At 41.4% G+C, this 15,730-nt stretch carries 9 protein-coding genes; 6 read left to right on the top strand and 3 right to left on the bottom strand.

What is annotated here, in order from left to right; all coding sequences use genetic code 11:
- Window positions 1–598 precede the first annotated feature (598 nt).
- Together V7K97_RS02485 and V7K97_RS02480 are read left to right on the top strand one after the other, a co-directional pair.
- The gene (locus V7K97_RS02485) at window positions 599–2,803 is read left to right on the top strand and encodes a CHASE2 domain-containing protein (protein ID WP_334799120.1); all 2,205 of its coding nucleotides are present in this window, start codon (window positions 599–601) and stop codon (window positions 2,801–2,803) included.
- Between the two features lie 707 nt (window positions 2,804–3,510).
- Window positions 3,511–3,747 (top strand): hypothetical protein, encoded by a 237-nt coding sequence (locus tag V7K97_RS02480; protein ID WP_334799119.1) that lies wholly within the window; start codon window positions 3,511–3,513, stop codon window positions 3,745–3,747.
- Between the two features lie 15 nt (window positions 3,748–3,762).
- Here V7K97_RS02480 and nadB read toward each other — a convergent pair whose 3' ends face one another.
- The 3 genes from nadB to V7K97_RS02465 all read right to left on the bottom strand — a co-directional run bounded on the left by nadB (window position 3,763) and on the right by V7K97_RS02465 (window position 7,329).
- The gene (gene nadB, locus V7K97_RS02475) at window positions 3,763–5,448 is read right to left on the bottom strand and encodes an L-aspartate oxidase (RefSeq protein ID WP_334799118.1); all 1,686 of its coding nucleotides are present in this window, start codon (window positions 5,446–5,448) and stop codon (window positions 3,763–3,765) included.
- Between the two features lie 195 nt (window positions 5,449–5,643).
- Window positions 5,644–6,072 (bottom strand): photosystem II complex extrinsic protein PsbU, encoded by a 429-nt coding sequence (gene psbU, locus V7K97_RS02470; protein ID WP_334799117.1) that lies wholly within the window; start codon window positions 6,070–6,072, stop codon window positions 5,644–5,646.
- A 489-nt stretch (window positions 6,073–6,561) separates the two neighbouring features.
- Window positions 6,562–7,329 (bottom strand): DUF3120 domain-containing protein, encoded by a 768-nt coding sequence (locus V7K97_RS02465; RefSeq protein ID WP_334799116.1) that lies wholly within the window; start codon window positions 7,327–7,329, stop codon window positions 6,562–6,564.
- 1,074 nt (window positions 7,330–8,403) lie between these two features.
- Between V7K97_RS02465 and V7K97_RS02460 the strand changes: the two genes are divergently transcribed.
- The 4 genes from V7K97_RS02460 (at window position 8,404) to V7K97_RS02445 (ending at window position 15,610) form a co-directional block, all read left to right on the top strand.
- Window positions 8,404–9,228, top strand: coding sequence for an undecaprenyl-diphosphate phosphatase (locus tag V7K97_RS02460; protein WP_334799115.1), 825 nt, complete (start codon window positions 8,404–8,406; stop codon window positions 9,226–9,228).
- A gap of 117 nt (window positions 9,229–9,345) precedes the next feature.
- Window positions 9,346–10,686 carry a TIGR03279 family radical SAM protein gene (locus V7K97_RS02455; RefSeq protein ID WP_334799114.1) on the top strand — a complete coding sequence of 447 codons (1,341 nt, stop codon included), beginning with the start codon at window positions 9,346–9,348 and terminating at the stop codon, window positions 10,684–10,686.
- 97 nt (window positions 10,687–10,783) lie between these two features.
- Entirely contained in the window at window positions 10,784–13,564 is a 2,781-nt protein-coding gene (locus tag V7K97_RS02450; RefSeq protein ID WP_334799113.1) for a family 10 glycosylhydrolase, read from the top strand.
- A gap of 834 nt (window positions 13,565–14,398) precedes the next feature.
- Complete coding sequence (locus V7K97_RS02445; protein WP_334799112.1) at window positions 14,399–15,610, top strand: EAL domain-containing response regulator; 1,212 nt, start codon at window positions 14,399–14,401, stop codon at window positions 15,608–15,610.
- Window positions 15,611–15,730 lie beyond the last annotated feature (120 nt).

The following is a 15,730-nucleotide window of genomic DNA, read 5'->3' as shown; positions in this document are numbered from 1 at the left end:
TTATGCGTTGCTCAAAATCCTTGGTAGGCAAAATTTATGAATTTTGCCTATGTAATTTTCACTCCGATGTCTAATGAATTGAGAAGCCTACACCAATCTAGCGGTACAGTGCAGTTTACACCTCATAGTCAACTGGATGAATACAGCGAGATCTGTTTCTAGTTGGCTTTTTTGTTTTTGGTAACAGATAATGAGTTTTGTCCAATACCCAATTACCAATTTTCCTGCTGTTTTTATCGGCAAAACCTTAAGCGAAGGAAAATAATTGCATATATTTACTTAAGTCAAATGTATAATTAATTTGGGTTTACCAGACTTGTAACCCACTTTGGGATGCAATCATGTCAGCGCCGAATCCAAAGGTCTGTCTGTTGGAAGTTGCCGTAATTCTCAGTAAAATATCTAATTGATCATAGGTTAAGATAATTGGTCTCAATCTATGGTTGATAGATCACAAATACCATGATGTCTTAAAGAACCTTGCTGAATTGAAAAAACTCTTAGAAACTCTATTTAGCTCCCCCTTGAGCTATGTTAGTCCGATAGTTATTAATAGCTATTGTAAATAGAGAATACTTCTCTTTACTAGGTAATGGGAATGAATCAGCAGGTAGGCAAGCGTTTTGTAAAGTTAATCTTTCGACTGAAACGATCGCTTAGTCGAGGACACAGAGAATTGATTACTGCCGCCAGCGTTGCAGTATGCATCATGCTTTTGCACTTCATGGGATTATTGCAATCTTTGGAGTTGGCAGCTTTGGATCAATTTTTTCGCTTACGCCCAAATGAACCGCCAGAAGACCGGATTACGATCGTAGTCATTGATGAAGCCTATTTAAACGAAGTACGTTCGTGGCCGATTCCAGATAAAAAGATTGCCCAGTTGTTACAAAAATTAAATGTCCACAAACCTCTTGCTATCGGCTTAGATATCTACAGAAATTTGCCAGTAGAGTTTGGTAATCAAGAACTGCGTAATGCTTATAAGTCAATGCCCAACTTAATTGGTGTTGAACTACTAGCAAATGACAAAAACAAAAACTTTACTGTTTTGCCTCCACCGGGACTAAATCAGAATCAAGTGGGCTTTAACAACCTGCTATATGATATTGATGGAAAAGTACGTCGCAGTTTGTTGTATTGGTCTATTGATAATCAGCCACATGAAAGTTTTGCCCTGAAGTTGGCTTTATTGTATTTAAAGTCAAAGGAAATTATTCCCGTCAAAGCAAAAGGCAACCCTGATTATTTGCAATTGGGTAAGGCAGTATTTATTCCTTTTAAGGGTGATGATGGTGGCTATGTGAGAGCTGATGATGGTGGATACCAAATTTTGACCAATTTTCCCAAACCTAAATGTCAAAGTTCATCTCGATACTTTTGTAGTTTTAGCCAGGTATCGATCAGAGATGTACTGGCAGATAAAGTCCCAGAAAAGTTAATCAAAGATCGAATTATACTGATTGGCTCCACCGCACCCAGTCTCAAGGATTTTGTATTCGTTCCTTACTCCAGCAATCTAATGAGTGAGGCAAAGCCTGTACCTGCTATTCAACTGCAAGCTTATTTTATTAGTGAGTTAATCTCTGCTGCTCTTAAAGGACGACCGTTATTCAGATTTTGGACTGACCCGGTAGAATATTTCTGGATGTTTATCTGGTCTTGTTTGGGAGCAGTTACGACATGGCGAATACGACACCCAACTAAAAGCCTTCTTAGTATCTTATTTTCTTGCTGTGTGCTGACGCTGATTACTTACCTTGCTTTCTTGTGTGGTTGGTGGATACCGCTCATTCCGGCGCTGTTTACTTTTGGCAGTTCTGCCATTTGGATGATCAGTCGCATCGCTCATATCCAAGAAGAGTGGAAACGTTCTAAAGAGTTTTTGAATCAGATCATCAACACGATTCCTGATCCCATTTTTGTGAAAAATGAAGAACACCAGTGGGTTGTTTTAAATGACGCGTATTGTCAATTTATTGGTTATCCGAATAAGTTGTTAATTGAAAAGTCAGACTACGACTTTTTTTCTAAAGATGAAGCCGATGTGTTTCGACAACAGGATGAGCTGGTATTTCGGACTCAGCAACCCCAGGAACACGAAGAAGAATTTACAAATGCCGATGGCCAGACTTATCAAATTGCCACGAAGCGATCGCTCCATAAAGACTCAGCTGGCAATTCCTTTTTAGTTGGGATCATCCGAGATATTACTGAGCGCAAGCTCATGGAAGAACATCTGAAGCGTACTGCTGCTGAACTATTCCGCTCTAACAATGAATTAAAACTCAAAGAAGACCACTTGCGTTATTTAGCATATCATGACCCACTGACCGGTTTATCGAATCGCAAATTTTTTGCTGAACAACTTAACGAGTCGTTACATTGGGCGCAACACAACAACTTGCTGCTGGGACTGCTGTTTATTGATTTAGATGGCTTTAAGCAAGTCAATGATAATCTGGGACACGAGACGGGCGATCGCTTGCTAATGACTATTGCTGAAAGACTCAGCAACTCTCTACGCGCTAGTGATACAGTTTCTCGTTTGGGTGGCGATGAATTTACGATAATTTTACGGGCAATTCCTAATGTCCAAATAGCTGCTAGAGTCGCCGAAAAAATTTTAAGCAGTATTACCAAGCCAATTGTTTTGGACGGTTATGCAATCAGAATCTCTGCCAGTATTGGCATTAGTGTCTACCCATACAACAGTCAAGACAGTGAAACTTTGATGAAACAAGCAGATACAGCAATGTACCGTGCCAAGCATTTGGGTAAAAATCGCTACGAGTTTGCTTAATTAATCAAGAGTCAAGCCTCTAGATTTTTTTCACCTTAGTCAATATTTTTACCTTCAAATTAGGAATGTGGGCTGGAGATATGTCCAAAGCATTGTCCTAAAAAAGTATGGCGTATATGCTAAAAGGTGGCTTTTTAGTCAAGATGGAGACCTAGCAAGGCTTTTTCCCCTGAAGACTAAACCTAATAATTTATGTAAGAAAGCAATTAGTCATCAGAGGTATCAATATTTATTGTAAATATTGATACTATTAAAAATATACCTGTACTAATTCGCTTATTACGATATTTTGTAGTTATATAGTTTTTAAAATACTTGTATTATTGCAATTATCTTGGTTTGTCTTTAATTTAATTAAATTTTAATTATACAATCCAATAAGTAAACATAAGAGTTTTATAAACTATTATTTTAGTAAACTTAGTGTTTATACGTAAAATATTAAGATGCTATTAAGAATATAGTGACTTTAGCAAAATGCTCACACAGATTTGTCAATATATCTAACTTTAGACTGATGTAAAAGCAGCTAATCAAGAATATTTTTTAAGTATAAATACGATTTAATCCCACCGAATAGTGCAATTCTTTATATAATCGCAGCAATAACTTAATAAATTTAAAATACTTTTTAGAAAAATCAGTAAATATACGGTGAATATAATAAACACTTCTAAAATCAAAAACTAGTAAATTTACTTAACGCTATGAAAGCTAACTTCCAAATCACAAAGCTTCTGATCTTATGTGTAACTGCTTACATACTAGTACCTAAGCTTGCCGCTTTGACAGGTATATTCAGTACTGCAAGTGCTAATGCTTTTGGCGCTACTAGCAGTAACACCTCAATCGTCGGCAAAGTCAATTCTCAAAATATAAAAGACATATATGTTCCACCAAATTGTGGTGGACCCGACAGTAATAATGGTAGTGGCACTCGGTGATGGCAATTTTGGATTTTAGATTTGAGATTGTGGTAAAGTTGATTGCCACCAATGATTTGTTTGTACTAGTGTGTGGACTTGCCAATTTGGGTCTGATTGAGGATAATCTAAGCGGTAGTGTCCGCCTCGGCTTTCAGTTCTAAAAGCAGCACTTTTGAGAATTAAATCAGCCACATCTAATAAGTTGCGGGTTTCTGCCCAAAGTCCCAATTGTCGTTCAACATCTGGTAAGTCAAAACTAGCTGGTTCTGCTGGATTTAAAGCAATCAAGAATTGACTTAGAGGGAAGGCAGCGAAATCTTGCTGCCAGGATTCAATAGTAGCGATCGCAGTTTCCAACTTTGATTGCTCCCGACAAATACCAGCATTTTCCCACACTAGACGCGGTAACTTCTCCCTGAGTGCTTCTAGCTGTGCTTGCTGGATGTGCCACTCACTAGCATCAGGACTAAATTTTTGTAATGGTAGCACTGGTGTTTCTGAGGGCAGCCCAATATTTTCCAACTCAATTTGGCCCATCTGTGCGCCAAACACAATACATTCCAATAGGGAATTACTGGCAAGACGATTTGCCCCATGCACCCCAGTACTAGCAGTTTCACCCACCGCATACAAACCGGGGATATTTGTGCGATTCATCAGATCCGCGACAATTCCACCCATCCAGTAATGGGCAGCTGGCGCTACAGGGATAGGTTCGTGGAAGACATCAATGCCCCAATGCTGACAAACCTTGATGATGTTGGGAAAGCGCTGACGAATCTTGTCGGCGGGGATGGGGCGCATATCCAACCAGACATGGGCAGTAGCCAAATCCAGGGCGGTGTGTTGTAAATGGCTGAAAATTGCTCTACTGACCACATCTCTTGGTGCGAGTTCACCGGCAGGGTGGTAGTCAAAGGCAAAACGCCGTCCTTCATTATCGATGAGGTGTGCCCCCTCACCGCGTACAGCTTCACTAATGAGGAAGCGATCGGCACCAGGTTTAGTGAGGGCTGTGGGGTGAAATTGGACAAATTCTAAATCGCGGAGGATCGCGCCGGCACGAGATGCGATCGCTACCCCATCACCTGTACTCACAGCCGGGTTAGTGGTTTGGGCAAATACCTGACCACCGCCGCCAGTTGCCAGTACCACAGCACCAGCTTTTACCCAGGTAATTTTACCTTGATAAAACAGGCTAATTCCCTGACAGCGACCAGTTTCGGGTTCAATCCACAAACTCAAAGCCAAAGCTTGCTGAATGACTTGAATATTCTGACGACGTAATACTTGGGCGGTGAGAGTGGTGGTAACTTCCCTCCCTGTGGTGTCCGCAGCGTGGAGAACACGGCGGCGAGAATGGGCGGCTTCTAAAGTTAAAGCCAAGGCTTGACCATGACGGTCAAAAGCGACTCCCAAGTTAACTAGAGATTGAATACAACTAGGGGCAAGTTGGGCGAGAAATTCGACAGCAGGGCGATCGCATAAACCCGCGCCCGCCTGGATCGTATCTTCAATGTGCAAGGCGGGAGAATCTTCTGGGGCAACGGCTGCGGCAATGCCACCTTGCGCCCAATCACTGGCAGACAAAGCAACAGTTTCTTTGGTAATCAAGCCGACTCGCAAGGATTCTGGCAGACACAGCGCTGTGTAAAGTCCAGCAGCACCAGCGCCGACTACTAAGACATCAAATTGGCTAGGAATATCTATTTGGGGCAAGGTAATGGCAGATGAGGGAGCAGGGGGAGATGAGGGAGCAGGGGGAGATGAGGGAGCAGGGGGGAGATGAGGGAGCAGGGGGAGATGAGTTAGAAAAGTCTCCCTCATCCTCCTCATCCCCCTCATCTCTATAAATACTCCCACTCCCTACAATCAGGGGTGGGCTGCTATTTGCTACATTAACGGCACGTGCAGTTATCTGTAGATACCGTTGTTAAAGCGATCGTCTCCCTCGTTGAAGGCAGGCTCTACTTCTGTCACGGTGAAATTCTTGAAGTTGGCTTGCAGGGTTTGTTTTTGGGAATCACTCAATCCGTCAAGATCCAATACATCTTCTACCTTTTTGTAGGGAGCATTGATAATGATTTTCTTCGCCAGGGTGGGATAAAGCCCTGGAAATTGTTGAAAAGCTCGGACGTTGGTATTATTCAAATCAATTTTTTTACCAAATTCCGTACCTAGTTTAGCGTCTGCCCGATTCTGCCGCTCAATTGCCAGAACTGGGACTTGCACATAAGCAAAACTGTTGAAACTAGCAGCTTGGGCTATCTGAGTTGTTCCCAACCATCCCCAGCAACCAAGTAACAAACTAAACACTGTTAATAAATGCGCCAATCTTTTCACGATTTTCTACCTCTTTCCATCAAACAGAAATAAAAATTTTAAGCTAACAGCCGTCAGCAGTCATTAGTCATTAGTCAGAGCGCCAAAGACAAAGGACAAGGGACAAAACCTGATAGCTTAATCAACACAGCAGTCATCAGAAACTAATATACAGCGTATTAATATGCACAATATTTGCCGTCACTAGGTTTGACTATGCTTTTGTCAAAAATTTTCATCGCCAGAAGAGTGCAATAGCGTTGCATCCACCATCCTGGTAGCATTCCCAGCTAGACGAAATCTTTTTGGGGTGGCTGATTCTACCTCTAAACCAGACACGAAACTGTGCGATGTCTAATACCAAAAAAGACTTGATGGCGATGGATTGTTATGTAATATTTCTTAACTAATTAATCATTTACAGCATCATTCTTGATGTGTAGTAGATTGGGCTGGGAAAAGTTTCGGCAAGAGTTAAGACTACACGCTGATTGCAGCCTCCTGCCTTTTTCATGCTGCGATCGCTGCTAACAAAAATAGGCTATCTACCAAAATTGTGCTTAAAACTGCGCCACCAAAGGCATACCAGTGTTTTTCCTTTCTACCTAAAGATAAAATGCCGACTGTTAACAGCGTTAAGGCAAGAATTATCGCCCAAGTTTGTCCCCAAGGTGTTTGTACTTGTATGAGCGCATTTTGTAATATCTGTGGTGCGCCATCTGCATCTACTCTCATAATTTGCCGCCAATAGGGTATTAAATCTACTATATAAAAATATACATCTGTTAAAACTGTACCGAGTAAAGAACCTAAATAAAACCAGCTACCCACCTTGCCCCAATTCTTCAAAAGACACCAGCAAGCAAAGGGTAAACCGATAGATTCCACTGGCAGATGCCATAAGGGTTCCCAACGTAACCAGCCCCAGTAAATCGCTCCTGCTAACCAACTCCAGCTAAATCCTAAGAGCAAATCGCCCCAGATATATGTTGCAGGGCGTGACATTAAGGTAAAACTTAGCCACACCCAAAATACTGCCAGGGCTAAACTTAGACTTGGTAGCGATCGCACTATTGGCGCTTCTATAAATACTGGTACTGATACCAAAAACACCGCCGCCGCAAACACTAACCAACTTTGTCGGGCAGAAATAGATAAGGGTAAAGAGAGTGTAGATTCCAATTGCCTGATACCCTTCTGCCCAGTATCAGCCAAATTCAACTCAGTATCAATAGAAGGGGTAGAAGCAGTGTAGGACGACAGTGTATTATTAATCAAAGTTTTTAATATTTGTTACTAAACTTTATCTTATTTAAGATATCACACTTTAAAATCCCCCCTGGGAGCATTGTAATTATACTGAAATTTCCCCAAGGGCTGCGCGTCAACCAAGCAAAGCATTCTGCGCCAGACTGACCCATTAAACTTGCACTATGTACAGAATTTCTCACGGTATCTGGAAAACCTCACTTAGGGACTGACAAGAAATAAATTATCCAAAGAAACGAACCACAGAGACACAGAGAACACAGAGAGAGGAGAAATAGAGAGGGTTTTTGCCTCAGTTTTCGGATATTTTTTTATTTGGAAGTCCCTTATATTTCTCTCTTCCTTTAAGGCTACGGTGTACACACAAGTCTTGGAGAGTTGCCCCACAGCCTTTTGATCCCCCCAACCCCCCGATAAATTGGGGGGCAAAAACTTCTTAAAGTCCCCCTTCTCAAGGGGGATTTACGGGGATATCACGATGTTTTGCATTGTGTACAGAGATGTGTGTACACCGTAGCCTAAAAGGAGAGAGACTTTGAATTTTCCCCCTTCCCGCACTTCGTGCCGCTACGCGAACGTAGGGAAGGGGGTTAGGTCAATCGTTAGCTTTTCCACATAACGTGAAAAGTCAGAATTTCTCTGTAGTTCTTTGTAAGTCTAGGACTACAGGGAGGTGAACGGTAAAATTTAACAGTTAAAAAGTGAGAGGATGTCTGAGAAGTATAAAATATTTATTGATCCCCCTGATCAAGGCTTAAAAAGCTGGTAATAAGAGTCTCAGAGTCCCCCAATTTATCGGGGGATTTAGGGGGATATCCAAGGATTAGTGTATATAAAAAAACTTTTCAGACATCCTCTGAGCTACAATCAGTCCGCTAAATATTAAAGTTTGATGAATTTGCCAAATTGCGTTGACTTATTGAGGTGGGTGTAAGAACATAGTCAGCGTCTTCGATGATGTTATTGATCGGTAAAATTGAATTTTCTCCAATACTAGGTGCAATGGATAGTATATAAAGCAACATCATCAGCTAAACAATTTTCATAATCATGTCTAGAACAGGAAAAAGGTATTAATTGCAGATGGAGTTGATTCAAGCTTTTATTTTGGGTATTGTTCAAGGCATTACAGAGTTTTTGCCAATCAGCAGCACTGCACATCTTCTGATTGTGACAAAGGTATTTGGGTGGAAAGAACTAGGCTCTAAAGATTTTGTCGATGCCATTCAATTTGGCAGTGTGATCGCAATTGTATTTTATTTTTGGTCGCTGATTTATACTATTGTCAAAGGTGGGATTGAAGCATTAAAAGACAAAGACTGGCAACGCGAAGAATGGAAAATTCTTGTCGGTATTGTAGTAGGAACAATGCCTGCTTTGATTTTCGGCTTTCTTTTGAAAGATGTTTTACCTGAAAGTGCATTAATTATTGCCATCATGTCAATTATCATGGCACTTATACTAGCTTTGGCAGAAAAAATTGGCACTCGCAAACGAGGTTTCGATTCATTGCAGATTCGGGATGGTATTTTAGTTGGACTGGGACAAACACTTGCTTTAATTCCGGGCGTTTCTCGTTCTGGCTCAACGTTGACGACTGCCTTATTTTTAGGATTAGAACGCGATACAGCCGCGAAATTCTCATTTTTGTTGGGGTTTCCAACTCTTACCATTGCTACCCTGTATAAAAGCTTGAAAATCTTCAAGTTGTTTCAAGCCCACCAGTTACCAGATAATATTGTTGGACTGTTAATTGTCGGGATTATTTCAACCTTTATTTTTTCCTACCTGTCAATTGCATTTTTGATCAAATACTTACAAACTAAAAACACTTTAGTTTTTGTTTGGTATAGATTAGCATTCGGTAGTGCTATCTTAGTAGCGATCGCCACAGGTTGGAAAGGATAATCATTAGTCATTGGTCATTAGTCCAAACTCCATGCCCAATACAACTCTTGAAGAGGCTGCGCCAACGGCAACTCTTGGAGACGCTACGCGAACGCTCAGTACAAGTGCCCAATTCCCATGAATACCATTAATCCTGCCCGAATTACCAAAGTTCTTCCAGACTCAATAGCCGCAGAGATTGGCTTTGAAGCTGGGGATGCGATCGTTGCAATCAATGGTACACGTCCCCGCGATTTAATTGATTATCAGTTCTTGTGTGCTGATGAAGTCTTGGAATTAGAAGTTTTAGACGCTGCTGGTAAAACTCACAGTCTCGAAATCGAAAAAGATTATGACCAAGATTTGGGGCTAGAATTTGAAACTGCCCTATTTGATGGCTTAATTCAATGCAATAATCGGTGTCCATTTTGCTTTATCGATCAACAGCCACCAGGTAAGCGCACCAGCTTATATTTGAAAGATGACGATTATCGTCTAAGCTTTTTGTACGGCTCTTATCTTACCCTCACCAATTTGCCAGAAAGAGAATGGCGGCGGATTGAGCAAATGCGCTTGTCTCCGTTGTATGTTTCTGTTCATGCCACGGAGCCGGAAGTGAGAATTAGACTGCTGAAAAATCCCCGTGCGGGACAAATCTTGCAACAACTCAAGTGGTTTCAAGAAAGGCGACTGCAAATTCATGCTCAAGTAGTTGTTTGTCCTGGTATAAATGATGGCAAACATCTGGAACAAACTCTCAAAGATTTAACGTTTTTTCATACTGGTGAAATACCTGCGGTGGCATCGGTGGCAGTTGTGCCAGTTGGGTTGACACGGTTTCGGCCTCCAGAAGATGAGCTTACACCTGTAACTAGGGAAAAAGCTCAAGAAGTGATTTCTCAAGTGCAAATTCTCTCGCAGCAATTTCGCCAAAAGTTCGGTTCTAGCGTTGTTTGGTTAGCTGATGAGTGGTTTTTGATTGCAGGTGAGGAATTACCGAGTGAATCTGAATATGAAGAATATCCCCAAATTGATAACGGAGTTGGTTTGATTCAATTATTTATCAAGCAATTTGCCACCGTTGCGGCAGAATTACTGCCGCCAAAAGTTTATCCTCAGAGAAGATTCACTTGGGTAGTGGGCAACGCCGTAGAAAAAGCATTTCAACCCATTTTGAAACGCTTAAATTTGGTTGAAGGTTTAGAAGTTAATATGCGTGCTTTATGTAGTGATTATTGGGGACAAACTATCAGTGTAACCGGATTACTAACTGGTCATGATTTACTTTTAAACTTAGAAGGGCAAGATTTAGGTGATGGGATTTTGCTACCTATTGTCATGTTAAAAAATGGGGAATTAGTGTTTTTAGATGATATGAATATTGAGGAATTAGCTGGCAGACTAAATACAAAAATTTTCCCAGTAGCAGGAGTTGAAGATTTAATCAAAAAATGTATTTTCAATTCGATTGAGGTTTAGTATCAAAGATCCGTTGTTTTTCGGAGGTAATTTGTTGTGATGCTAGATGATAAATAAGAAGTAATGCATAATAAATAATCCCCTGAGGAGTCAGTTAGTGAAGAATGAAGAAAAGTATCATAAAAATGCAAATTCACAAATAAAAAAAGCCGGATTGTTAATTTTAAGTTTTAATTTTTTAATTTTAAATAATTTTAATATTTTGCCAGTAACGGCGGCCACTGAAGAACCCGTATTGAGCGTAGTGTATGGCCAAGAAAATGCAAATCAATGGAGAGGGATAAGCGATCGCTTACAGGCAACAGGGGTTAAATATTGTGTAGTTTCCCTAAATGATGTCAAGAGTGGGGCAGATTGGGGCGATCGCCGGGTATTATTTTTGCCAAACATCGAGACATTAACGCCAACCCAAGCGATCGCTCTCGAAGACTGGATGAGTAAGGGAGGGCGTTTGATTGCCAGTGGTCCGGTAGGTAGTCTGTCATCGCCAGGAGTACGGCAGTTATTGCGATCGCTCTTGGGAGGTTATTGGGGATTCAGTCTCAGTGATACAGAACAGATTAAACCCACAAAAACCAATATCCCAGAATGGGCAAATCAAGCTGGACTCTTTGGCAAAGTACGTGGCGGCGTTGTGATTCCTAACGATATGGGCACTGAATCTCCTGCTGTTTGGAATTCTAAAGATAATCCTGCCGCAGTCGTGACAACCGAGCATTCCACCTTTTTGGGCTGGCGCTGGGGAATAGATACAGCCTCAACAGCCGAGTTAGATAATGCCTGGTTAAAGACTACTGTTAATTACTACTTGAGGGCACCAGCGCCATCAAATCGCAACCAAAAAATAGTAGGTGGTTCCCAAAGCTGCTCTACGACTGTGGCGGCTGCACCCAGTGTACAGAGGAGCAGTTACCCTCCCTCATCGCCCTCATCCCCTCCTCCTCAAACTGCGATCGCTCCCATACCTAGACCGCTTCCCATAGTCAAGCCCCCAAGTTCTCAGGAGGCTATTGATCAGTTGGAACAAACGGTGCGTCTAGATGTTGCACCCAACTCCAATGAGCCAATTGACAACAACCAAGCCATCGCCCTCCAGCAAGAGCTAGAAAATCTGATTGGTCGAGTGGAAAGCGCTAATTTAGCGGTGTTAGCGGATGCAGCTAATGTTGGTGAAGCGATATCTGAAGACAAGCATTCCTCTAGGTATCTAGACAATTACGCCTCCCAGTCTGTCAAAAAGCAGTTGCCGCAATTGGCCTCAACTAAATTGGGGGGGCTAGTCATGACTAGAGAGCAAGCCTTGGCACAAGCAAGGGTAATTACCAAAAATTTACCCCTATTGATTGCCCAAAAAAACTACGCTCTGGCTCGTCAACAGTGGCTCGTCGCTAAAACAAATTTGTGGCAGCAATTTCCTATTAATCGGAGACTAGCTCAACCAGAAATTCGGGCAGTTTGGTTAGATCGGGGTACGATTGTTCGTGCTGGTAGCAAGGCGGGACTGTCCGAGATTTTTGATCGCCTCGCCCAAGCCGGGATTAATACCGTCTTCTTTGAAACAGTTAACGCTGGCTATACAATTTATCCCAGCCAAGTTGCAAAAGAGCAAAACCCATTAATTCGTGGGTGGGACCCACTGGCAGAGGCAGTGAAATTAGCCCATGAGCGAGATATGGAATTACACGCTTGGGTTTGGACTTTTGCTGCTGGGAATCAACGTCACAATCAAATTCTCAACCTTAATCCTGATTATCCGGGGCCAGTACTGGCGGCTCATCCCGATTGGGCAAACTACGATAACCTTGGCAAAATGATTCCCGTTGGGCAGACTAAGCCATTCTTCGATCCAGCCAACCCCGAAGTGCGGCAATACTTGCTCAAGCTATTTGAGGAAATTGTCACTCGCTATAACGTGGACGGTCTACAACTAGACTACATTCGCTACCCTTTCCAAGACCCATCAGCAGGTCGAACCTATGGCTATGGCAAAGCTGCGAGAGCGCAGTTTCAGCAACTTACTGGTGTAGATCCGATAAATATTTCCCCCAGCCAAGCAGACTTGTGGCAAAAGTGGACGACATTTCGCACCGATCAAATTGATAGCTTTGTCGCCCAAGTATCACAGCAGTTGCGACAAAAGCAACCAAATTTGATTTTGTCGGTTGCGGTATTTCCTTTGCCGGAACAAGAACGGATTCAGAAAATTCAACAAAACTGGGAAACTTGGGCAAGGCGGGGGGATGTAGATTTAATTGTTCCCATGACTTATGCTCTGGATACTTCTCGTTTCCAACGACTAGCCCAACCCTGGATTACCTCTAAACAATTGGGAGCTACCTTATTGGTGCCGGGAATTCGCTTACTTTCTTTGCCAACAATTGGGGCATTCGATCAACTCCAGTTGGTAAGGGATTTGCCGGTTAGTGGTTACGCACTTTTTGCCGCAGATAATTTTAACAACGATCTACAAAAACTTTTTACTAGCACCCAAGGTAGGGTTCAATCCACAAAAAGTGAACCGATTCCTCACCGCCAGCCTTTTCAAACTGCCGCTATCCGTTACACCGCGCTGCAACGGGAATGGAAATTTGTTTTCCAAAATGACCAACTACAAAGACCCGCTCAGACAATATCAGATTTTAACAATCAGGCAGAAGTTTTACGCAGTGCTTTAAATCAGCTTGCCGCTTCCCCGTCTGCTAGTAAGTTACTAGTGGCGAAAGCCTCTTTAACTCGCTTCCAGTCTCAATTTCGGGTATTGATGAGCCAAGAACTTAAGTCGAATTCCTATCAAGTCAAAGTTTGGGAAAATCGGCTCTTAACTATAGAAAGGCTATTGCGTTACGGCGAACGGCGGGTGCAGTTGCATCCTTTGTGAAGGGCTAGGCGGGCGGGTAGTAACCAGCTTTCGATAACTATTTATTGTAAAAATCTATGCAAGCCTTACCTCAGCTGTTTGGGCGACAAAGCTTGGAGTCAACAATTGACTGTTTCTCGCCGATGGTTGTGCCAGAAAAATCACTATTAAGCTAATCAGCATTTAAGTTGCATAATCAAGGGGGGCAAGATGCCCACCCCACAAGATGTTGAGAAAATTTTAATCTGCAAATTAGATGTGTTTTAGCTTAGATGCGATGTCTACGACAGGCTACGCCTATGCACTGATAGGTAGCACGGGGCAAGACTATCTTGGTTTCTTCATCTTCACAGGTACCGGGGTGCTTCACTAAGCATGATATGGTAATGCTTGTAGCTTCTGAAACTAGCTTGAAAACAGCCAATATTTTTGAAGCATACATACGTCGGTCATGAAATTGAATGTGTCAGAATTTCTGAAGATGGTCTCAGTACTATCAGTAGTTGATAATCAAGGTAATATTACTTATGGAAGTATCTGTCAAGCACTAGCACAAGAAACAGACAAAACTATCTATAATTAACGCCAGTATTGGTTCCGTAATATACTAGGCAATAAATTAGAAATGGGAATTGTAAAAAAGTGTATATAGCGGTTTCCACTCAGATGCGGTACAAAATTAGATCGCAAGGTGTAGGGGTAATTCATGAATTGCGCCTACGGGTGTACCTCACGTGAACGAGAACCGCTACAGATATTTACGAAGGTAAAATATTTTTCATAAGTACGCTGGGATTTGGTACAAAGCTTACTGTCATTTTGTCATTAAATAATGAAATATAAATTGAGGTAATTATGCCCAAAATTTTAATAATAGAAGATGAGGAAGGAGTCCGTGAAAACATTTTAGATTTGCTAGAAGCTGAAGATTTTGAAACTATTGCTGCGGCTAATGGCAGAATCGGTGTACATTTGGCTATCTCTGAAGTTCCCGATTTAATTCTCTGTGATATGATGATGCCAGAAATTGACGGTTATGGCGTGCTAAGAGCGTTACGCCAAGATCCATCAACGGCAACAATTCCCTTCATCTTTCTAACTGCTAAATCTGCCAAATCTGACTTCCGTCAAGGTATGGATATGGGTGCTGATGACTATATAACTAAGCCATTTAGTCGGTCTGAGTTATTAACTGCCATTATGAACAGATTGGAGAAGTACGCTACTTTAAAAAAGTATTTATCTCCTCAGACTGTAATTAAAAACTTGTCTCCAAAAATGCAGTTGTTAGAAATTAGCTTACACCGAGCTATTAAACAACATAATTTTCAAGAATTTGAAATTTATTATCAACCAATAGTCGATATTGTCTCTGGTAAAATAGTGGCTGCTGAAAGTTTATTGCGCTGGCAAAGTCCAGAACTGGGTATGATTTACCCAACAGAATTTATTCCGTTAGCAGAGTCTACAGGTTTAATTGTTCCTATTGGTAAATGGGTATTAAAAAGTGTCTGCCAACAAATTAAAATTTGGCGTGATGCCGGAATTAATTCTTTGGTTTTTGCTGTAAATCTGTCAGTAATTGAATTTAATCAACCAAATTTTATTCAGAAAATCGTCAACTTTATAGCCATCAATGATTTGGAACCACATAACTTAGAACTAGAACTTACTGAAAGTATGATTATGCAAGATGTAAATAGTGCGATCGCAACTATGAACAAATTGCAATCCTTGGGTGTAAAAATTGCAATTGATGATTTTGGAACTGGCTACTCTTCTTTAATTTATCTGAAAAACTTACCAATTAACACATTAAAAATCGACCGTTATTTTATCCATAATGTTGCTAACGATCTACAGAAGTCAGCAATTACCAAAGCATTAATTCAAATGGCTCACAATCTCAATCTAAATGTAGTTGCTGAAGGTGTAGAGACGGAAGCAGAACTGGATTTTTTACGCCAATATAACTGTAATTCTATGCAAGGTTTTCTATTTAGTCGTCCATTGCCAGCAGCAGAGTTTGAAAAATTTTTATTAACTAACAAATACTTGTATGTGTAAATATTGGGCACTTGTACTGAGCGTACCCCTTCGGGAATCTTGCTACGCGTAGCGTCTCCAAGAGTTGCCGTTGGCGCCGCCTAAGAAGAGAAGTATTGAGCATTGGGAAGAGAATTTAGT

This window comes from Nostoc sp. (assembly GCF_036917815.1).
Classification (GTDB): domain Bacteria; phylum Cyanobacteriota; class Cyanobacteriia; order Cyanobacteriales; family Nostocaceae; genus Nostoc.
Note: the sequence above shows the minus strand (reverse complement) of the source record. Positions and strands in the feature narration are given on the sequence as shown.

Bases quoted from the DNA above. Each gene is read 5' to 3' on its own strand.
- V7K97_RS02445 (WP_334799112.1), top strand. From the start codon at position 14,399: ATGCCCAAAATTTTAATAATAGAAGATGAGGAAGGAGTCCGTGAAAAC.
- V7K97_RS02480 (WP_334799119.1), top strand. From the start codon at position 3,511: ATGAAAGCTAACTTCCAAATCACAAAGCTTCTGATCTTATGTGTAACT.
- V7K97_RS02485 (WP_334799120.1), top strand. From the start codon at position 599: ATGAATCAGCAGGTAGGCAAGCGTTTTGTAAAGTTAATCTTTCGACTG.
- V7K97_RS02460 (WP_334799115.1), top strand. From the start codon at position 8,404: ATGGAGTTGATTCAAGCTTTTATTTTGGGTATTGTTCAAGGCATTACA.
- V7K97_RS02455 (WP_334799114.1), top strand. From the start codon at position 9,346: ATGAATACCATTAATCCTGCCCGAATTACCAAAGTTCTTCCAGACTCA.